This is a genomic window from Pseudomonas sp. R11-23-07 (genome assembly GCF_003852295.1).
Classification (GTDB): Bacteria; Pseudomonadota; Gammaproteobacteria; order Pseudomonadales; family Pseudomonadaceae; genus Aquipseudomonas.
In genome coordinates this window covers 2336127-2356510 of sequence record NZ_CP027761.1, presented here as the reverse complement: position 1 = coordinate 2356510, position 20384 = coordinate 2336127, and the positions used below count along the sequence as shown (strand labels likewise).

The following is a 20384-nucleotide window of genomic DNA, read 5'->3' as shown; positions in this document are numbered from 1 at the left end:
GCATCTTTGACTGACCCACCGCTATCGGGAGCAAGCCCCCTCCCACAGTTGAACAGTGGCGCCTGGCCTAGACCCAGCCACCATCCACGATAAAGTTCTGCGCCGAACACATCGCCGAGGCATCGGAAGCCAAGAACAGCGCCATATTGGCGATATGCTCGGGCATCACGCTGCCCGGCAAGCACTGGCTGCGGGCGATCAGCTCACGGGCCGCGTCGTCCACCCACATGGCCAGTTGTTTTTCCGTCATCACCCAGCCCGGCACCAGGGTATTGACGCGGATGTGGTGGGGGCCTAACTCCCGCGCCAGGCCACGGGTCATGCCGTGGGCGGCGGCCTTGCTGGCGGCGTACACCGGGTAGCCGGCGGAGGCCATCATCCAGCCGACCGAGCCCAGGTTGATGATCGAGCCGCCACCGGCCTGTTTCATCATCGGTACCACCGCCTTGGCGGCAAAGAAGGCGTGCTTGAGGTTGACCGCAATCAGCCGGTCGAACATTTCCGAGTCGATTTCTTCCAGGGTATGGCGTACGTCGTTCGCCGCGTTGTTGACCAGCACCGTGATCGGGCCGAGGGAATGTTCGAAACGCCCGATCGCCGCGCGATAGCCGATCTCGTCGGTGATATCGCAGCATTCGAACTCAACGCTATGCCCGTTGGAGTTCAACAGCGCGGCCAGGCGTTCGCCCTGGCTTTGGGCGCGGTCCACGAACGCCACCTTGGCGCCTTGGGCGGCGAACGCCCGCACCATGAACTCGCCAATCCCGGAAGCCCCGCCGGAGATCAATACGGTCTTGCCCTTGAGGTCGGGATACAGGGCCTGCTGAGTACTCATAACGTGATGCCTCGATCAATTAGTCTTATTTTATTTTACGAAATCGGCGTTAAAGGCTATAAATTCGCTGTCTCAATCATGAAATATCGCACATTAGTAGAACTATTCAATCCAAAAACAACAAAAGGAAGTTCGACCATGAAGCACCCTCGATACCTGCTGTCCGGCCTGGCAATGTCCATGTTGATCGCCAGCGGCGGCGCCCAGGCCGCAGGCCTGACCAGCGAACACAAACCCTTCGGCAAAACCAATGACGGCACCGCCGTCGAACAATACGTGTTGCGCAACAGCCATGGCATGCAAGCCACGGTGATTACCTACGGCGGTGTGCTGCAATCGCTGAAGGTGCCGGACAAACACGGCAAGGTCGACGACGTGGTGCTGGGCTTTGACGACGTACAAGGCTATCAAGGCGGTACCGCATTCTTCGGCGCGACCATTGGCCGCTTCGGCAATCGCCTGGCGGGCGGCGCCTTCGAACTTGACGGCAAACGCTACCAGGTGCCGCTCAACGACGGCCCCAACTCGCTGCATGGCGGCGCCCAGGGCTTCGACAAGCAGGTGTGGCAAGCCAAGCCGGTCAAGGACAAGGATTCGGTCGGGGTCACCCTCACCTACCTGTCCAAGGACGGTGAAATGGGTTTCCCCGGCAACCTGAAAACCGAAGTCACTTATCGCCTCAACGACAAGAACGAGCTGCACATCGACTATAAGGCCACCACCGACAAACCGACTGTGCTCAACCTCACCAACCACAGCTACTTCAACCTGGCCGGCGCAGGTAACGGCGATATTCTCAAGCAGGTCGCCACCTTGCATGCCAGCCATTACACACCGGTGAATGCCACCCTGATTCCCACCGGCGAACTGGCGCCGGTCAAGGGCACGCCGATGGACTTCCTCAAGCCTACCGCCATCGGCCAGCACATCAAGGAGGATCATCCGCAGCTCAAGTTCGCCGAACCGAAACAGGGTGGGTTCGACTTCAACTGGGCGCTGGACACCAAAGGCGATGTGAAGCAACTGGCGGCCGAGGTGCATGATCCTGAGTCGGGGCGGCGTTTGCAGCTCTATACCAGCGAACCGGGCGTGCAGTTCTACACCAGTAACTTCCTGGATGGTTCGGTGAAGGGCAAGGCTGGCAAGACCTACCAGCACTGGAGTGGGTTCACCCTGGAGACCCAGCACTTTCCGGACGCGCCTAACCAGCCCAAGTTTGCCTCGACCCGTTTGAACCCTGGGCAGACCTACACCCAGAACACCGTGTTCAAATTCTCCGCTAACTAAAACCCTACATTGATCGTTCCCACGCTCCGCGTGGGAATGCCACCTGGGACGCTCCGCGTCCCGATTCAGAAGTGGACGCAGAGCGTCCCGGGGTGCATTCCCACGCAGAGCGAGGGAACGATCAGGTTCAGCGTTGTTTCATGCGGTCGATGACCACGGCCAACAGCAGGATCGAGCCGCGAATCACGTACTGGTAGAAGGTATCGATGTTCTTCAGGTTCATCGCATTCTCGATAATCGCCAGGATCAATACCCCGGCGATCACATGGCGGATCATGCCGATACCGCCACTCAGCGACACCCCGCCCAGCACACAGGCGGAAATCACCGTCAGCTCGAAGCCCTGGCCGATCATTGGTTGGCCGGAGGTCATGCGTGAGGCCAGGATCACCCCGGCCAACGCGCCGATCAAACCGTGCACGGCGAAGATCAGGATCTTGGTGCGATCCACATTGACCCCCGCCAGCAACGCCGCTTCCGGGTTGCCGCCGATGGCCATGGTGTTGCGCCCGTAGGTGGTGTAGTTGAGCAACCAGCCGAAGAACAGGAAACACACGATGGTAATCAGGATCGGTACCGGCACGCCCAACAGCTGGCCGTTGCCGAACACGAAGAACTGATCCTGGGACACGCCCACCGCTTTGCCGTCGGCGAAGATATAGGCCAGGCCACGCACGATCTGCATGGTTGCCAGGGTGGTAATCAACGCGTTGACCCGCAACTTGGCGATCACGATCCCGTTGATCAACCCCACCATCAGGCCCATCAGCAGCGCCGCGCCGATGCCGAGCATCACGCTGTCGGTGTCGCGCATCACAATCGCCGCGACCACGCCGGCGCAGGCAATCACCGAGCCCACCGACAAGTCGAAATGCCCGGAGGCCAGGCAGAACAGCATGGTGCACGCCGCAATACCCACCGTGGAAATCGCCAGGCCCAGCCCGCGCATGTTCAGCGGCGAGAGGAAGTTATCGATCAGCAAGGCACACAGGACAAAGATACCCACCGCGGCCAGCAGCATCGCCCAGTTGTCGAGCAAGGCGCGCAGATCGAGGGGTTTGCGTGCCGAGGGCAGCGCGTTGTTTTGAGTGGTCATGGTCGTCTCTCAGTTCGCCAGGCCGCGCGGCAAGGCCAGCTGCAGCAGGTTGGATTCAGTCGCGTGTGCGCGCAGTTGTTCACCGCGCAAGGCGCCTTCGCACAGCACCAGGATGCGGTCGGAAATGCCCATGACTTCCATCAGGTCGCTGGACACCACGATCACCGCAATGCCTTGCGCCGCGAGGTTATGGATGATCTGGTAGATCTCGGCCTTGGCGCCGATATCGATGCCACGGGTCGGTTCGTCCAGCAGCAGCACCTTCATCGGCATCGACAGCCAGCGGCCGAGGATGGCTTTCTGTTGGTTGCCACCGGACAGGTACATGATTTTCTGCGCCGCGTTCGGGGTCTTGACCTTCATCGCCTTGATCTGGTGCTCGGCGTTGCCTTTCTCCCAGCCATCGCGTAACAGCCAGCCGAACGCAGAATGCGCGCCACGGGCACTGATGTTGATGTTTTCGGCGACGCTGGACAGCGGAATGATGCCCTCTTTCTTGCGGTCCTCGGGGCACAGCAGCACCCCGGCGGCGATGGCATCGCGAGGTGAGCGCAATTGCAGCGGCTCACCGCACAAATCCAGGCTGCCGGCACTGGCACGCTCCAGGCCGCTGAGCAGTCGGAACAGTTCCGTGCGCCCTGCCCCCACCAACCCGAACAGGCCGAGGATTTCCCCTTTGCGCACCTCAAAACTGATCGGCTCGCGCAAGCCGGGGCCGAGCAGGCCGTTGACCTTCAGGGCGACTTCGCCGTGCTCGCGCGGGCGGTAGTCGTAGATGTCCTGGATATCGCGGCCGACCATGCAGGTCACCAACTGGTCGTGGTTCAGCGCGCTCATGTCGTCGAAGGTGCGCACGAAGCGGCCGTCCTTGAACACCGTCACCGCATTGCAGATACGGAACACCTCCTCCATGCGGTGGGACACGTACAGCACCACTTTGCCCTCATCGCGCAGGCGCGTGATGATCGCCATCAAGCGATCGATCTCCCGCGCCGAGAGGCTGCTGGTCGGTTCATCGAAGGCGATCACATGGGCGCCACGGGACAGCGCTTTGGCGATTTCCACCAGTTGGCGCTGGCCCAGGGACAGGCGCCCGAGCTTTTCCTGGGGGTCGATTTCGTCGGCCAGGCCCTTCAGACACGCCAGCGCCTGCTGGCGCAGCAGGCTGCGGTTGACCACGCCAAAACGCGACGGTAAATGCCCGAGGAACAGGTTCTCGGCCACCGTCATTTCCGGCACCAGGTGCAGTTCCTGGTGGATCACCGCAACGCCACTGGCAATGCTGTCGGCGGCGCATTTGAAGGCCATGACCTGCTCGCCGATCTGCACCGTGCCGGTGCTGGGAATATAGGCGCCGCCGAGGATCTTCAGCAGCGTCGACTTACCCGCACCGTTCTCGCCCATCAGGGCATGCACTTGCCCCGGATGGGCGGTGAAGCTGATGCCGTCGAGCGCCTTGACCCCAGGGAAGGTTTTGCCGATACCGTCAAAACGCAGGGCCGCAGCGGTCATTTCCACAGCCCGATCTTGGTCAGTTCCGCCTGGAAGTTCTCGCGGGTGATCAGGGTCACTTCGTCCATGGCGGTGTACTTCGGCGGTTCAGTGCCTTTGGTGACCCACTCGTACATCATCAGCGCGGTGTTGTAGCCCTCGATATGCGGGCTGGGCAGCATCGAACCGAAGAAGCCGCTGTTGGCTTTCTTCAATTCACCGATGGCATCGGTGCCATTGATGCCGATGCCGATCACATTAGCCGCCGCGAAGCCGGCGCTTTCGGTAGCACGTACGCCGCCCAGCACGGTGTTGTCGTTCATGCCGCCGATGATCAGGTTTTTTGCGCCGCTGGGCAGCTTGACCAGCGCCGAGTTGGTGGCGTCCATGCTGCCTGGGACGTCGAGGGTTTTCAGCGCGGCGGTCAGGATATGGTCCTTGGGAATGCCGGCTTCTTCCAGGGATTTGATCGAGCCGTCGGTGCGTTTCTTGCCGGTGTCGAGTTCGTTGAAAGTGTTGATCACCGCATAGGTGTCCTTCCAGTCCCAGCCGCGTTTTTTCGCTTCGGCGGCCATGGCGGCGCCCTGCTTCTGGCCCACTTCGAAGGCGGCCATGCCCAGGTACGGCACGTCCTCCATGAACTTGCCCTTGGCATCGACGAAACGGTCATCCACCGCAATCACTTTCAAGCCGTTGACCTTGGCCTTGGCGACGATGGCCGGGCCCAGGGACACGTCCGGCGGGCAGATCACGAAGCCCTTGGCACCGTTGGCGGCCAGGCTGTCGATGGCCGAGAGGGTTTTTTCACCGTCGGGCACGGCGATCTTGATCACGGTAAACCCGTGTTCCTTGCCGGCTTTTTCGGCGAAGGCCCATTCGGTCTGGAACCAGGGCTCTTCGGCCTGCTTGACCAGAAAGCCGATCTTCACTTCTTCAGCGGCCAGCAGCAGGCCGCTCAAGCTCATGGCCGAGACCGCCACAGCGGCGCAGCACAGGGAACGCAAACCACGACGACGATTCATACGGGTGACTCCTTGTTGTTGTTTTTGAATATTCGTTTTTCGGTTTATCCGGCGAAGCGGTGACAGGGTTTGCCTGGCACCTCCACCTCCATGCTCAGTACCGCACCGTCCAATGGGTGATCCAAGGGGCTGGCGGCGCTGGTGATATACAGGGTGGTCAGATCAGGCCCACCAAACACGCAACTGGTGGGGCGGCTGACGGGCAGTTCGACGATGCGGTCCACCTGCCCTTGCGGCGTCAGGCGTAGCAGGCAACTGCCGTCCCAGCGCGCATTCCAGATGTAGCCCTCACTGTCCATGGCCGAACCGTCCGGCCCGCCGCGTTCGTGGGCAGCGAACCAGGTCCGGGCGGCGTCGAGCTGGCCGTCGGGCTGAATGGCATGCCGGTACAGCGTGCCATCCAGGCTGTCGCCGAAATGCACATGGCCGCCGTCGTCACTCCATAACAGCGTGTTGGGAATGCCCAGGCCGCTCAGCAGCGGCGTAACCGTCGCATCGGCGTCGATACGAAACAGCCCGCCGGAGCGTCGCGTGATGGGCAGGTCTTCGCCGTGGGCGCCGATGTTGTTCTGCATGGTGCCCAGCCACAGTCGGCCCTGGGCATCGCAACGGGCTTCGTTGCCGCGGTTACCCGGTTGCGGGTCGGCCACGCACAGCAAGGTCAGGGCTTCGGTGTTCAAGTCCAGCCGGTACACACCGCTGCTCAGGGTCACCAGCGCATCCCCGCTTTCGCAAGGAATGAACGCCGAGACGTGCTCGGGTAATTGCCAGACTCGCAACTGCCCGTCCATCAGGCGCAGGGCCTGGCGGGCGGCGATATCCACCCAATACAGGGCCTGGGACGGAGCATCCCAGAACGGCCCTTCGCCCAACCGGGCACGGTGCGGGGTGACTGCGCTCAACGACATGAAGCCTCCGGATGACTTACAGGGATTCTCGAGACGGCGCGCCATCTACCAGCCGCTGGATACGCAACGGGTTGGCGTTTTTCAGCGCGTCGGGCAGCAGGCTATCAGGGTAGTTCTGGAAGCACACCGGGCGCAGGAACCGATCGATGGCCAAGGTGCCGACCGAGGTGCCACGGGCATCGGAGGTGGCCGGGTACGGCCCGCCGTGCACCATCGAATCGCAGACTTCCACACCGGTGGGGTAACCGTTGAGCAGGATGCGCCCGACTTTCTGTTCCAGCAGCGGCGTCAGCTCGGCGAACTGTTGCAGGTCGGCCGGTTCGCCAATGATGGTGGCGGTCAACTGCCCGTGCAGGCCGTGCAAGGCGGCGCTGAGCTGGGCCTGGTCGGCGACTTCGACGAACACTGTGGTCGGGCCGAACACTTCTTCCTGCAGCACTTCATCGCCGTCGATCAACAGGCGCACATCGGCCTTGAACAACTGCGGCTGGGCCTGGTTGCCCGATTGGGCGTTGCCCGCCAAGTGCTCGATACCGGGGTGAGACAGGAGCTTTTCCAGGCCCTTGCCGTAGCTGCCCAAGGTGCCCGCGTTAAGCATGGTTTGCGCCGGTTGCTCGCCGATCAGCTTCGCGACTTGTTGCATGAACGCGCTGAACGCTGGGGACGCAATGCCGATCACCAGGCCAGGGTTGGTGCAGAACTGGCCGCAGCCTTGCACCACCGAGGCGGTCAGGTCGCGGGCGACGCTGTCGGCGCGGGCTTGCAGCGCCTGCGGCAGCACGATGACCGGGTTGATGCTCGACATCTCGGCAAACACCGGGATCGGCTGCGGGCGCGCCGCCGCCATATCGCACAGGGCACGGCCGCCCTTGAGCGAGCCGGTAAAGCCGACGGCCTGGATCGCCGGGTGCTTGACCAGCGCTTCGCCAACACCGCCGCCGAAGATCATGTTGAACACGCCCGCCGGCATTTCGGTGGCTTGGGCCGCGCGGATGATCGCATCGGCCACCTGCTCCGCCGTCGCCATATGCCCGCTGTGGGCCTTGAATACCACCGGGCAACCGGCTGCCAGCGCAGCGGCGGTATCACCGCCGGCGGTGGAAAATGCCAGCGGGAAGTTACTGGCGCCGAACACCGCGACCGGGCCCAGGCCGATGCGGTATTGGCGCAGGTCCGGACGCGGCAATGGCTGGCGATCCGGCAGCGCTTTGTCGATGCGCGCGCCGTAAAAATCACCGCGACGCAACACCGTGGCGAACAGGCGCATCTGGCCGCTGGTACGCCCACGTTCGCCTTTGATGCGCGCCGCCGGCAAGGCGGTTTCGCGGCAGACCAATTCGACGAAATCATCGCCCAATGCGTCCAGCTCGTCGGCAATCGCATCAAGAAATTGCGCACGGCGCGACGCGCTCAAGGCGCGGTAAGCCGGGTACGCGGCGGCGGCCGCTTTGGCGGCGGCATCGACCTCCTGCGGGGTGGCCTGGTAGAACGCCTGGGGCAAGGCTTCGCCGGTGGTGGCGTCGACGCTCTGCAACTGGGTGCTGCCGTTGGCACTGCGCTGGCCGCCGATGTAGTTGTGACCGAGGAACTGGGGCATGGGGCTCTCCTTTAAAGGGTAATGACGTTGCCGGGTTCGAATGCCGCATCACTGCTGCCGACACGGTTGACCAGCGGCGCGCCGAATTCAGCCTGGGTAATCTCGAACACATCGCCTTCCTGGGTACGTATACCGTCGGCAAATGACAGCGTGGCGGTGCCGAAGAAGTGGATGTGCACATCGCCGGGCTTGAGGAACTGGCGGTATTTGAAGTGGTGGTATTCGAGGTTTTCCAGGCTGTGGCACATATTGGCCTCGCCGCTGAGGAATTCGTTCCGCCAGATTTCTTCGCCGTTACGCAGGATGCGGCTGGTGCCTGCCAGGTGCTGGGGCAACTCGCCCACGCGCAGCTCCGGCCCGTAGCTGCAACTGCGCAGTTTGGAATGGGCCAGGTACAGGTAGTTCTTGCGTTCCATCACATGGTCGGAAAATTCGTTGCCCACCGCAAAGCCCACACGGTAGGGCTTGCTGTCCGGGCCGATCACGTAGAGGCCACCGATTTCCGGCTCTTCGCCGGCGTCTTCGGCAAACGGCGGTACCGGGAACGCGGCGCCGGGGCGCACCACGGTGCTGCCGTCGCCTTTATAGAACCACTCCGGCTGCACGCCCGCCTGCCCGGCGGCTGGCTTGCCGCCCTCAACCCCCCATTTGAAGATGCGCATGGTGTCGGTCAGGGCGGTGTCGTCACCGGCCTGGTGCATTTTGTCTCGCGCCGAAGCGCTGCCCAGGTGAGTCAAGCCGGTGCCGCTGATCAGCATATGGGCCGGGTCCGGGTGGTCCAGTGGCGGCAGCACCTTGAGCTCGGCCAGCAACGCGGCGTAGTCGTGGCTGTCGCCCAGGCCAAGGCTGTTCACCTGTTGCTCCAGGCCGACACCGGCTTCGATCGCGGCCAGGGCCAATTCACGCACGCTGCGCGCCGCCTGGACTTCGCGCAGCTGTGTGCCTTCCACTACGCCGACGCGGCGTTCGCCGTTGGGCAACTCGAACTGAACTAAACGCATGCCATTTCTCCTGAATTAAGTACGTGTGGCGCCACGGGCACTGGCGGCGAATTGGTCGGCGGGCAGCACATGCTTGCGTTCCAGCAGGCGGTAGACCACCAGGGTCAGCACCAGCCCGAACAGCATCACGCCGGACAAGAAGTACAGGCCCGAGGCCAGGTTGCCGGTGTATTCCTTGAGCGCACCGATCACGAACGGGCCGATGTAGCCGCCAAGGTTGCCCACCGAATTGATCAACGCGATACCCGCCGCCGCACTGGCACCGGCGAAGAAGCGCCCCGGCAAGGTCCAGAACACCGCCGTGCAGGAAAACATCGCGAACGCCGCCAGGCACAGGGCCGCCATTTGCAGCACCGGCACACTGAGCCAGGCGCTGAAGAACAGGCCGATGGCGCCCAGTACATAGAGCACGGCAAGGTGGCCGTAACGGTCATTCAAACGGTCGGAACTGCGCGGGATGATCAGCAGGCCGATGATGCCGAAGATGTAAGGCACGGCGGAGATGAAGCCGGTGGTGAGGTCACTGCCGCCAAATTGCTTGATCAAGGTCGGCAGCCACAGGCCCAGGCCGTAGATGCTCAAGGTCACCGGCAGGTAGAACAGCGCCAGCAGCAACACGCGCTTGTCCTTGAGCGCATGCAGCGGGTTGCCGTGGCGGGTCTGGCCGTAGGCTTGCAGGTCTTTGTTGAGCTCACCGGTGAGCCAGGCCTTCTCTTCCTCGCTCATCCACTTGACTTGTTTAGGGCCGTCCGGCAGGTAGCGCAGCACCGGCCAGGTGAGCAGGATCGCCGGGGTGCCGATCACGATGAACAGCCACTGCCAGCCGTGCAGGCCCAGGGTGCCGTCCATGCCCAGCAAGCCGCCGGACACGGGACCGGTGATCATCATCGCGATCGGTTGGGAGAGGATGAACAGCCCGAGGATCTTGCCGCGATGGCGCACCGGGAACCATTGGGTGATGTAGTACAGCACGCCCGGAAAGAACCCGGCCTCGGCCGCGCCGAGCAGAAAGCGCATCACATAGAAGCTGTGCGGCCCTTGTACGAAGGCCATGCCGATGGTGATGGTGCCCCAGGTGATCATGATGCGCGCGAACCAGCGCCGCGCGCCAAAACGGTCGAGCATCAGGTTGCTGGGAATCTCGAACAGGAAGTAGCCAATGAAGAACAACCCCGCGCCCAGGCCATAGGCCGCATCGCCGATGCCGACGTCGGCGCCCATGTGCAGCTTGGCGAAGCCCACGGCGGAACGGTCCACGTAGGCAATCAGGTACAGCAGGATCAGGAAGGGAATCAGTTTCAGCGTGATGCGCCGAATAAGCCGCAGTTCCTGGCTCATGGGGGTCGATCTCCGATTGTTGTTTTTATAGAAGCTCGGGGGACGCCTCTCGCGAAAATCCGCCAGGGTCATACCTCAGTTGAGAAAGACTATATAGTAGGACTATTTGCAAAACAACTCTTCCAAAGCTTCGATTTTGCGCTTATGTTTAACCACGCTCAGAACATATAGTCATACAATAAGAGAATCGATCATGTCTGATAAAAAGCCCGGCCTACGCTCCGCCCAGTGGTTCGGTACTGCCGACAAGAACGGCTTCATGTACCGCAGCTGGATGAAGAACCAGGGCATTGCCGACCATCAGTTCCATGGCAAGCCGATCATCGGCATCTGCAACACCTGGTCGGAGCTGACCCCGTGCAATGCGCACTTCCGCCAGATCGCCGAGCACGTTAAACGCGGCGTGATCGAAGCCGGTGGCTTCCCGGTGGAATTCCCGGTGTTCTCCAACGGCGAATCCAACCTGCGCCCCACCGCCATGCTGACGCGCAACCTGGCGAGCATGGACGTGGAAGAAGCGATTCGCGGCAACCCGATCGATGGCGTGGTGCTGCTCACCGGCTGCGACAAAACCACCCCGGCCCTGCTGATGGGCGCCGCCAGTTGTGATGTGCCAGCCATCGTCGTCACTGGCGGGCCGATGCTCAACGGCAAGCACAAGGGCCAGGACATCGGCTCGGGCACGGTGGTGTGGCAGCTCAGCGAACAGGTCAAGGCCGGCACCATTACCCTGGATGATTTCCTTGCAGCCGAAGGCGGCATGTCGCGCTCGGCAGGTACCTGCAACACCATGGGCACCGCGTCGACCATGGCCTGCATGGCCGAGGCCCTGGGCACCTCCCTGCCCCACAACGCGGCGATTCCGGCAGTGGATGCACGGCGTTATGTGCTGGCGCACATGTCGGGCATGCGTGCAGTGGAGATGGTGCGCGAAGACTTGAAGCTGTCGAAGATCCTCACCAAGGAAGCCTTCGAAAACGCGATCCGGGTGAACGCGGCCATCGGCGGTTCGACCAACGCGGTGATCCACTTGAAAGCCATCGCCGGGCGCATCGGCGTCGAGCTGGACCTGGACGACTGGACCCGCATCGGGCGTGGCATGCCGACCATCGTCGACCTGCAACCCTCGGGGCGCTTCCTGATGGAAGAGTTCTACTATGCCGGCGGCCTGCCCGCCGTACTGCGCCGCCTGGGCGAAGCCAACCTGATCCCCCATCCGAATGCCTTGACCGTCAACGGCAAAACCTTGGGCGAGAACACCAAGGACTCACCGATCTACGGCCAGGACGAAGTGATCCGCACCCTCGACAACCCGATCCGCGCCGACGGCGGCATCTGCGTGCTGCGCGGCAACCTGGCGCCGCTGGGTGCGGTGCTCAAACCGTCTGCCGCCAGCGCCGAGCTGATGCAGCACCGCGGCCGCGCAGTAGTGTTCGAAAACTTCGACATGTACAAGGCGCGCATCAATGACCCCGAGCTGGACGTGGACGCCAACTCGATCCTGGTCATGAAAAACTGCGGGCCCAAGGGTTACCCAGGCATGGCCGAAGTCGGCAACATGGGCCTGCCGGCCAAATTGCTGGCCCAGGGCGTGACCGACATGGTGCGGATTTCCGATGCGCGCATGAGCGGTACCGCGTATGGCACGGTGGTGCTGCATGTGGCGCCGGAAGCCGCAGCGGGCGGGCCGTTGGCGGCCGTGCAGGAAGGTGACTGGATCGAACTGGACTGCGCCAACGGGCGCTTGCACCTGGACATTCCCGACGCCGAATTGGCGTCGCGCATGGCCGACCTGGCGCCGCCCGAGAAACTGATCGTCGGCGGCTATCGCCAGCTGTACATCGACCATGTGCTGCAGGCCGACCAGGGTTGCGACTTCGACTTCCTGGTGGGCTGCCGTGGCGCCGAAGTCCCCCGGCATTCCCACTAATTGGGATGCTATGATGCGGCGAATTTAAGCCAGAGCCTGCCCGTCGTTATGGATCACCAGCCGCCCAAGCCGCGCAAGAGCATGCATGCCCAGATCGTTCAGGACTTGGGCATGCACATCGTTTCCGGGCGCTTCAAGCCGGAAGAAAGACTGCCCATGGAAGCCACGCTGTGCGAGGAATACAAGGTCAGCCGTTCGGTGTTGCGCGAGGCGACGCGGGTGCTCAGCGCCAAGGGCCTGGTGTATTCCAAGCCTCGGGTGGGCGCCGTGGTGCGGCCGCGCTTGAAGTGGCACCTGCTCGACCCGGACGTGCTGTCCTGGTTGATGCAGTCCACGCCCCACAGCGAGTTTTTCAACACCCTGGCCGGGGTGCGGCGCATCCTCGAACCGGAAATCGCCGCCATGGCCGCGACCACCGCCACCGATGAAGACATCGCCACCATCGAAAAGGCCTATGTGGGCATGGAAACCGCGAAAACCCACGAAGACCTGTTGCAGGCCGACCTGGACTTCCACCGCGCCATTGCCGACGCCACCCGCAACGATCTGCTCGCCTATATGTGCAACATGCTCTCTTTGCCGTTGCGCGAGTCGATCAACATCACCAACCGCCGCCCGGATATCCAGGGCCTGAGCCTGCCCCGGCACAAGGCGATCCTCACCGCGATCAAAAACCGCGACGCACTGGGCGCGCGGCATGCATCGTTGGTGCAGTTGGATGACACGCGGGTGGCGTTGGATACGGTGATGAATGTGTTGACGCCGTTGTAGCCTCTCAAGGGATAAATGGGATCAAATGTGGGAGGGGGCTTGCCCCCGATTGCAGTGTGTCAGTCTCAATATTTTTGACTGATACACCGCTATCGGGAGCAAGCCCCCTCCCACATTTGGAACTGTGTACGGCGTCAGAGGGTGTAGGAGATTCCGACCTGCACCGTGCGCGGTGCGCCGGGGTAGGCATATACGTTGCCGAACGCACCTTCTTCATACTCGCGGTTGAACAGGTTTTTCACGTCCAGGTTCAGGCGTACCTGTTCGTTGACCTTGTAATAGCCCAGCAGGTCGACCACGGTGTAGGCGTCCATCGAGAAGGCGGTATTGGCGGTCTGCCCGGCGCGCTGGTCGACGTATTTGCCGCCCACACCGAGGCCCAGGCCCTTGAGGGCGCCGTCCTGGAACTCATAGACGTTGAGCAGGCTGAAGCTGTTGCGCGGGATGTTCAACAAGCGCGTGCCGGAGCGGATGCTGTTGTCCTTGGTGACTTCGGCATCCACGTAGGCATAGCCGCCGATCATGCGCCACTCAGGCGTGAGGTTGCCCGCGACGTTAAGGTCAAAGCCTCGGCTGCGCACTTCACCTGCGGCGACGCTGAACGTGTTGATTACCGGGTCGGTGGTCAGTACGTTTTTCTTGTCGATCTGATAGATCGAAGCGTCAACGCTCAGTTGGCGGTCCAAGGCTTCCCACTTGATCCCCATCTCATAGGACTTGCCTTTCTCCGGCGCGAAGCCGCCGCCTTCGCGTGCCGCACCGGTGTTCGGCTTGAACGAACGCGCGGCGTCGGCATACACCGCGACGGTATCGGTGAGGTCGTAGATCACACCCACACGTGGGGTGACGGCGTTTTCTGCGCTCTGGAAGGGGTTCACGCCGGGCACATAACTTTCGTAGTCATGTTCAAACCTTTCGAAACGTGCACCGGCCAGGACTTTCAAGCGCTCGGTCAGGGCCACCTGGTCCTGCACGAAGGCCGCGTAGGTCTTGAGGTTTTCCTTGTCATGCGTCGGCGTGCGCGTCAGCGGCGGGCGCGCCTGGCCGTAGACCGGGTTGAAAATATCGATCGGGTACGTGCCCGAGGCGGCGCTGGAGCGCTGGATGATCGACTTATAGTCGTAGTCTTCGTACTCAATGCCGGTCAGCAAGGTGTGCTCGAAACCGCCGGTGGAGAAATGCCCGGTCAGGTTGAGCTGATAGTCCTTGTCGGTCCATTCCAGCTTGCGGTAGTTGAAGTTGCGTTGCAGGGTGCGGCCATCGGCACCCAGGCCGTTAGCCTCGATTGCGTTGCCCTTCAATGTCCCATCCAACCACTGGAAACCGCCGCCCAACGTCCAGTTGTCATTGAGCGCATGCTCGAAACGCAACTGCGCCATGTCGTTGTCGTTATGCAGCTTGCCTACGTCCTTGTCGCCCCAGAACGTCTCGCGCGACGGCGTGCCGCGCTGATTCGGGTAGCGCGTCAGGCCACGGTCCAATGGGGCATTGTTGCGCATGAAGTCGCCTTCGAAAATCACCTTGGTGTCATCGCTGGCCTGCCAGGTGAGCACCGGCGTCACGCCGTAGCGTTCGGTCTCGACGTGATCGCGGAAGGTGTCGCCGCCCTCGCCCACCACGTTCAGGCGATAGGCCAGGCGGCCTGCTTCGTCCAGCGGGCCGGAGGCATCCAGGGTGCCGCGCTTCATGCCTTGGTCATTGACTTGGCTGCCCAAGGTGACGCTGCGTTCGGCCAGCGGCTGCTTGGACACCACGTTGAACGTGCCACCGGGGTCGCCACGGCCGTAGAGCATGGTCGCCGGGCCGCGCAACACCTCGAGGCGCTCGATGGTATTGGCATCCGGCATGTTCGGGTAACCGCGATTGATCGGGAAACCGTTGCGGTAGAACTCACCGGTGGTAAAGCCACGCACGGTGAAGGTGGTCAGGCCCTGGCCACCGAAGTTGTTGGCGCGGCCGACCCCACCGGCATAATCAAGGGCATCCTGCAGGCGCGTTGCGCCGATGTCTTCGACCACATCCCTGGACACCACGCTGATGGACTGCGGGGTTTCATGAATCGAGGTGTCGGTGCGCGTCGCACTGGCTGATCGCGTGGCGTGGTAGCCCTGCACCGGGCCCTGGGCTGACTCGAAATCCGCCGTGGCGGTCACATTGGTTGCTTGCAGCTCGATACCGGCTTTTTCAGTCGGGGCTTCTTCTGCCCAGGTAAAAGGGGAAAACGCCTGAAGCACACAGATGGAAATCAGGGTACGACGCATGGATGTTGAACCTAGTGAATGAGCCAGATGGGGCGGCAAACCTGCCAAGAATTCGCCGCGCATCATATATCAACGCATTCGCGTTTGACATCCATTCTCATTTGTTATTTTTCGCGTATCGCCTCTGTATCCAGTGACTCGGTATTCCTGATGTCTGAAAACCAAATGTGGGAGGGGGCTTGCCCCCGATGGCGGTGGATCAACCAGACAATCTGGTACTGACCCACCGCCATCGGGAGCAAGCCCCCTCCCACAGTTTTACCAAGTCGCTACGCAGTCGCTAACTCAGCGATAACGTTCCAACCAATGCGCATAAGGCGCCGGCAAGGTCCAGGACGACTTGTCCACGCCCAGTTCCTTGGCCGCAAAGTACGCCCAATGCGGATCAGCCAGGTGCGCGCGGCCCACGGAGACCAGGTCAAGATGCCCGGCCTGCAGCGCGCTTTCGGCCAGTTGCGGGGTACCAAAGCCCCACGCCGACGTCACCGGAATACCGGCTTCACGGCGCACACGTTCGGCAATCGGGCCCATGAACGCCGGGCCCCACGGAATGTTGGTGTCGGGAATGGTGAACCCGACGCTGACGCTGAGCAGGTCCAGGCCACCGGCCTTGAACCGGCGGGCCAGTTCGATGGACTCGGTGAGGGTCTGCTCATCACGGCCGTCGTACTCGATCACGCCGAAGCGGGCGGTGAGCGGCAGGTTTTCCGGCCAGACTTCACGCACGGCGGCCAGGGTTTCCAGGAGGAAGCGGCTGCGGTTGTCGAAGCTGCCACCGTAGGCGTCGGTACGCTGGTTGGAGTGTTCGGAGAAAAAGCTCTGGCCCAGGTAACCATGGGCGAAGTGCAGCTCGATCCATTCAAAACCGGCGTCACGGGCACGACGGGCGGCGTCGACGAAGTCTTGCTGGACGCGGGCGATGTCGTCCAGGGTCATGGCACGCGGTACGTTGGGCAGGTTCGCGCCGAACGCAATGGCCGACGGGGCGATGGTTTCCCAGCTGCGGGCATCGGAGGCCGGGATGTGGTCGTCGCCTTCCCATGGACGGTTGGCGCTGGCTTTGCGACCGGCGTGGGCAATCTGGATACCGGGTACGGAACCTGCGGCCTTGATCGCCTTGACCATCGGCACGAACGCCTCGGCATGGGCATCGCTCCAGATACCGGCGCAGCCCGGGGTGATACGCCCCTCCGGCGCGACGGCAGTGGCCTCGACCACCAGCAGGCCGGCACCGCCACGGGCCATGCCGGCCAGGTGCACGTGGTGCCAGTCATTGACCATGCCGTCGTCGGCCATGTATTGGCACATCGGAGGGATGGCAATGCGATTGCGCAAGGTAACGTCTTTGAGTTTGAACGGTTCGAACAAAGCGGACATCAGATACTCCGGATAAGCGTGCGTGATTCGATAGTTCGATGGTAATCGAACTATGGTATTCAACGCTACCCCCCTGTTATGATCCGCGCCATGCGAGCCTTCAAACACCCTACCCCGCAAGAGCTGACACTTGAGCGCGTGCTCTACGCCCTCAGCGACCCCGTGCGTCTGGAAATCGTGCGCTGCCTGGCCGGCGTGCCCGAAGCCACATGTGGCGAACTGGACGGCGGGCGCCCCAAATCGAGCATGTCCCACCACTTCAGGGTGTTACGCGATGCGGGCCTGGTGAACACCCGCAATGTCGGCACCACCCACATGAACTCGTTGCGTCGCGAAGAGCTCGAAGGCCGCTTCCCCGGCTTGCTGGCGAGTGTGCTTGCCCAGCGCTGAACACCGGCCCCTGCGCTTCAGGCCGTAACCGACCGCAGCGGCGCGCCATCCAGATGCACACAGTCCTTGCCGTTGCGCTTGGCGCCATACAGGTTTTTGTCGGCTAACTTGAGCACTGTCGACAATTCGTCACCTGCCGAAAAGCGCGCCATGCCGGCACTGCACGTGTAGTTGTGCGGCGGGGCGACGCTGCAGCGGATCGCCTGCAACAAATCCAGCACAAACTCGCCGGCCAGCGCCGAGTCATCGCCCTGCAACAACACGCCGAACTCTTCCCCACCGATGCGTCCAAAGCTGTGGCTGCCTTTGGCGTTTTTCAGGCAGAGCGCCATGGCGCGCAAAATCTTATCGCCGACGTCGTGGCCGTACAGGTCGTTCTTGGCCTTGAAACTGTCGATATCCAACATGATGAAGTAGCCGCCCTGGCCGCTGTCGAGCAACTTTTCGAAGCTTTGCATGAACGCGCGTCGGTTGAGGATAGAGGTCAGGTAATCGGTCTCGGCCAATGCGCGAAACTCACTTTCCACCAGCAGCACCGAACGCAGGTTCTTCAAGTATGAGTAACTCAGGATGAAACCGATCGACACCGACGACGCGCAAAATATCAGCAGATAACTTTGGGTTGCGGCATAGAGTTCGGCCTGCATCGGCGACCACAGGATAAGCCAGACCGACAGGGCGCCGACCAGATAATCCTGGACACTGATAAACAGGATCGCGCTGCCGACAACCAGGGTGACGGCCAGGGGCAAGCCGTAGATACGCAATGGCGGATTCAAGTGAATGATGTAGGCAAACCCCACCGACAACAGCACGATATAGCTCACCCCCAGCAACCGCCACAACAGGAAGTTCGTCGTCAGTGAATGAACACGGCACACAACTAACAGGCCGAGGGTGACGCTCAACACATACGGGTCGAACATCATCGCCTGGATCAAGCCGATACCAATCCAGGCAACGATGCCTATCCATTCGGCTTGCGTTACCGCAGGCGACAGCAACCGGCGCATCCTGGGCCTTAACTTCAAGTGAGCAGGCATCCCTACGCTCCCATTTCAATAGCATGCAGGCCAACCGCAAATGAAAAGGCCATGAACCGCTTTACCAGGCTGACAAAGGGCGGCAGAACTTCCAGCCGGGTCTTGGAGTGCGCTTTGAAATAGCCTTTTTCCACGCCCTCCTGCACCATTCGAATAATGTGGGTCTTGGACACCGAAAGTTGCTTGGCCAATGCCAGATACGAAGATGACCTGAACGTTGCCCGATCATTTTCCGGCGCAAAGGCATCGTTATAAATGGCCAACATCAACAGGTGCCCGGCGTCTCTTTTCACCAGCCAGTAACACTCGGGCAGCAATACATCGACCGTGAGGTCGGCGTCGAGAATGATGGCAAACCCCCTGAAGTAAAGGGCCAGGAAACCGCGGTCATCCAACTCGCGCAATTGTTGAAAAATCGCCCTCTCGGGGTACAGCCGCGCCAACGACTCCGTGAGTGAGGTCAACATCAGGCGCGCTTCACGGCAGGCTTCGTCCGAGGGCGCATACACCCTGAAGCGACTGTCTTCGGGGTGCGGCGCAACCTCCATGAAGCCCAGCGCACGAAACAACAGAAAGATCGATTCCAGGCTGTTTTTCGAACAATACCTGCGCGTCACGCACAGGTTTTTAACTTCGGACAACAACGGCAGCGGTGTGGCGAAGTACTCGCTCAATAACGCAAACGACACCATCAAACGGCTGTATTTAAGTGCACTCTTATAGAAAAACGGTCGTCTGGAATAGGGCACGAGCAGCACGTGGTAATGCGCTCTCAAGCACGATTCAAAATCCCTATGACGTTCGAGCGCTTGCGCGGTATTACACATAGCCGACTTCAACGAACTGACATGCATGAAAGAGCCCTGATCATCCAACTTGATTCCACTGATCTCAGCTACGAAATCCCTGCAGCCCGGCCCCAAAACAAATCACGTGGTAAACCCTGCGGTTAATGGCTTTTTGCCTCGGCGCAATGTACAGCGATTGCCGCGCCAGACGACATCAGTACCAAAGTTGTTCCAGATTTCCCGAACCGGGTCCCGTCAGGCGAACCTTCACCCGTCTACGGCGTCGTAACCTGGCACTGTTGCCAACCGCACGCCGCGAGGTTCTCGTTTGAAAGCTGCCCTTCTCAAGAAATACCGCCTGATCATCAAGACCATGGGCTATGTGGGCTGGGCCCTGTTCTGGCTGTTGCTGTGGGATATCGCCGTCACGGTGGATTTCATGCTGTTCCTCAACTCCAAGATCAACCTGCCGCTGATGCCCCTGACCTTGCTGGGTTCGGCACTGGTGGTGCTGATCAGTTTCCGTAACAGCAGCGCCTACAACCGCTGGTGGGAAGCGCGCACCTTATGGGGCTCGATGGTCAACAACTCGCGCAGCTTCGCGCGCCAGGTACTGACCCTGCTGGACGATCCCGACAGCGAAGTGAACCCGATCAAATCCACGCTGTTGCGCCGTCATGTGGCCTATGTGAATTGCCTGGCCGCGCACCTCAAGGGCGAGCCCTGCCCGGAGGAAGTGCGCGCGTTCATCCCTGACGCGGAATTCGCCCGCAATGGCGCCACCAACAACTTCGCCAACGACATTCTCACCGGCTCGGCCGCCTTGCTGGCCCGGGAATACAAGGCCGGTCACCTGGACAGCATCCGCCTGGCGCGGCTGGAGTCGACGCTGGTGGACCTGTCCAATGCCCAGGGCGGCATGGAGCGGATCGCCAACACGCCGCTGCCCTACCCTTACGTGTATTTTCCACGTCTGTTCATCTCGCTGTTCTGCCTGATCGTGCCCGTGGGCCTGGTGGAATCCCTCGGCTGGTTCACCCCGCTGGCCTCCACAGTGGTGGGCTTCATGCTGCTGGCCATCGAGCGCATCGGCACCGACCTGCAAAGCCCGTTTCGCTCCAGTGAACATCAGATTCAAATGGAAGCGATCTGCGAAACCATCGAGAAGAACCTGCAGTCGATGCGCCGTGACGCCCTGGCCGGTGACCAGATCGGCTGATTGCCCCCCTCCCCTCAAGTGCCGCCGCCC

At 61.6% G+C, this 20384-nt stretch carries 17 protein-coding genes; 5 read left to right on the top strand and 12 right to left on the bottom strand.

From position 1 onward, the window contains the following. Positions 1-67: 67 nt before the first annotated feature. Positions 68-835, bottom strand: a complete 768-nt coding sequence (locus tag C4J84_RS10830; protein WP_124362478.1) for an SDR family NAD(P)-dependent oxidoreductase — start codon at positions 833-835, stop codon at positions 68-70. A 138-nt stretch (positions 836-973) separates the two neighbouring features. On the opposite strand from C4J84_RS10830, the gene C4J84_RS10825 reads away from it, so the two are divergent. After that, positions 974-2122, top strand: a complete 1149-nt coding sequence (locus tag C4J84_RS10825) for an aldose epimerase family protein (protein ID WP_124370422.1) — start codon at positions 974-976, stop codon at positions 2120-2122. Between the two features lie 127 nt (positions 2123-2249). Here the strand turns inward: C4J84_RS10825 and araH are convergent, their stop codons facing one another. From araH to C4J84_RS10790, 7 genes are read right to left on the bottom strand one after another with little or no spacing between them, the layout of a single operon-like run. Beyond that, entirely contained in the window at positions 2250-3218 is a 969-nt protein-coding gene (gene araH, locus C4J84_RS10820) for an L-arabinose ABC transporter permease AraH (protein WP_124362476.1), read from the bottom strand. Between the two features lie 9 nt (positions 3219-3227). Beyond that, positions 3228-4730 carry an L-arabinose ABC transporter ATP-binding protein AraG gene (gene araG, locus C4J84_RS10815; RefSeq protein WP_124435299.1) on the bottom strand — a complete coding sequence of 501 codons (1503 nt, stop codon included), beginning with the start codon at positions 4728-4730 and terminating at the stop codon, positions 3228-3230. Further along, positions 4727-5731 carry a substrate-binding domain-containing protein gene (locus tag C4J84_RS10810; protein WP_124435298.1) on the bottom strand — a complete coding sequence of 335 codons (1005 nt, stop codon included), beginning with the start codon at positions 5729-5731 and terminating at the stop codon, positions 4727-4729. The genes araG and C4J84_RS10810 overlap by 4 nt, the downstream gene beginning before the upstream one ends. 44 nt (positions 5732-5775) lie before the next feature. Continuing rightward, positions 5776-6639 (bottom strand): SMP-30/gluconolactonase/LRE family protein, encoded by an 864-nt coding sequence (locus tag C4J84_RS10805; RefSeq protein ID WP_124429377.1) that lies wholly within the window; start codon positions 6637-6639, stop codon positions 5776-5778. Between the two features lie 16 nt (positions 6640-6655). Beyond that, positions 6656-8236 carry an aldehyde dehydrogenase (NADP(+)) gene (locus C4J84_RS10800; RefSeq protein WP_124435297.1) on the bottom strand — a complete coding sequence of 527 codons (1581 nt, stop codon included), beginning with the start codon at positions 8234-8236 and terminating at the stop codon, positions 6656-6658. Between the two features lie 11 nt (positions 8237-8247). Then, positions 8248-9237: an AraD1 family protein gene (gene araD1 / locus C4J84_RS10795; RefSeq protein ID WP_124409606.1), complete on the bottom strand. Its 990-nt coding sequence runs from the start codon at positions 9235-9237 to the stop codon at positions 8248-8250. A 15-nt stretch (positions 9238-9252) separates the two neighbouring features. After that, on the bottom strand, positions 9253-10575 hold the full coding sequence (locus C4J84_RS10790; protein WP_124362470.1) for an MFS transporter: 1323 nt from the start codon (positions 10573-10575) through the stop codon (positions 9253-9255). Positions 10576-10768: 193 nt separating this feature from the next. Between C4J84_RS10790 and C4J84_RS10785 the strand changes: the two genes are divergently transcribed. Both C4J84_RS10785 and C4J84_RS10780 read left to right on the top strand, forming a co-directional pair. Further along, the gene (locus C4J84_RS10785) at positions 10769-12505 is read left to right on the top strand and encodes an IlvD/Edd family dehydratase (protein WP_124362469.1); all 1737 of its coding nucleotides are present in this window, start codon (positions 10769-10771) and stop codon (positions 12503-12505) included. A gap of 48 nt (positions 12506-12553) precedes the next feature. Then, positions 12554-13276 (top strand): FadR/GntR family transcriptional regulator, encoded by a 723-nt coding sequence (locus C4J84_RS10780; RefSeq protein WP_124362468.1) that lies wholly within the window; start codon positions 12554-12556, stop codon positions 13274-13276. Positions 13277-13410: 134 nt separating this feature from the next. Here C4J84_RS10780 and C4J84_RS10775 read toward each other — a convergent pair whose 3' ends face one another. After that, on the bottom strand, positions 13411-15537 hold the full coding sequence (locus tag C4J84_RS10775; protein WP_124370415.1) for a TonB-dependent siderophore receptor: 2127 nt from the start codon (positions 15535-15537) through the stop codon (positions 13411-13413). Between the two features lie 285 nt (positions 15538-15822). Next, entirely contained in the window at positions 15823-16914 is a 1092-nt protein-coding gene (locus tag C4J84_RS10770; RefSeq protein ID WP_124370414.1) for an NADH:flavin oxidoreductase/NADH oxidase, read from the bottom strand. Positions 16915-17004: 90 nt separating this feature from the next. On the opposite strand from C4J84_RS10770, the gene C4J84_RS10765 reads away from it, so the two are divergent. Beyond that, positions 17005-17304, top strand: a complete 300-nt coding sequence (locus C4J84_RS10765) for a helix-turn-helix transcriptional regulator (protein WP_124370413.1) — start codon at positions 17005-17007, stop codon at positions 17302-17304. Positions 17305-17321: 17 nt separating this feature from the next. Here C4J84_RS10765 and C4J84_RS10760 read toward each other — a convergent pair whose 3' ends face one another. Both C4J84_RS10760 and C4J84_RS10755 read right to left on the bottom strand, forming a co-directional pair. Beyond that, positions 17322-18347: a GGDEF domain-containing protein gene (locus tag C4J84_RS10760; protein WP_124370412.1), complete on the bottom strand. Its 1026-nt coding sequence runs from the start codon at positions 18345-18347 to the stop codon at positions 17322-17324. A 2-nt stretch (positions 18348-18349) separates the two neighbouring features. Further along, a complete protein-coding gene (locus C4J84_RS10755; protein WP_177412775.1) occupies positions 18350-19201 on the bottom strand; it encodes a hypothetical protein in 852 nt (283 codons plus the stop codon). A 262-nt stretch (positions 19202-19463) separates the two neighbouring features. Here C4J84_RS10755 and C4J84_RS10750 point away from each other — a divergent pair, with 262 nt between their 5' ends. After that, entirely contained in the window at positions 19464-20354 is an 891-nt protein-coding gene (locus C4J84_RS10750) for a bestrophin family protein (protein ID WP_124362462.1), read from the top strand. The last annotated feature ends 30 nt before the right edge of the window (positions 20355-20384 follow it).